A 352-nucleotide genomic window follows, 5' to 3' on the forward strand; every position below is an offset into this window, starting at 1 on the left:
CGTGCGCCCTTTCTAACTTAACCATGCGAAAACAGCTTCATGCTTGCCGCCTTCGCTTCTCGGCTTCTTCCAATCGGTTATCTAGTTTTCAAGGAACGAAGCTACTACTTTGAGTTCGCTTCTCTGCAGCTTTGTGCCGAGGAACCTAACTTCCTCGAACCTGCTTGTAGACGCAGGCACAAGACTACTTGACACAAAGCGTTTAACTCGAGAGAACCTAAGCATGTTCCCTCAAAACTGAACAAACCCGAAGCGCCCACCTTATTTCACACACATACAGTCCTTAGAAAGGAGGTGATCCAGCCGCACCTTCCGGTACGGCTACCTTGTTACGACTTCACCCCAATCACTT

The 352-nt window shown here is 48.9% G+C and carries 1 rRNA gene; it reads right to left on the bottom strand.

Going from position 1 to position 352, the window contains the following annotated elements:
- Positions 1-287: 287 nt before the first annotated feature.
- A 16S ribosomal RNA gene (locus tag DCC82_RS17205) occupies positions 288-352 on the bottom strand; the annotation flags it as partial.

It is taken from the genome of Geobacillus sp. LYN3 (genome assembly GCF_003064505.1).
GTDB lineage: Bacteria > Bacillota > Bacilli > Bacillales > Anoxybacillaceae > Parageobacillus_B > Parageobacillus_B toebii.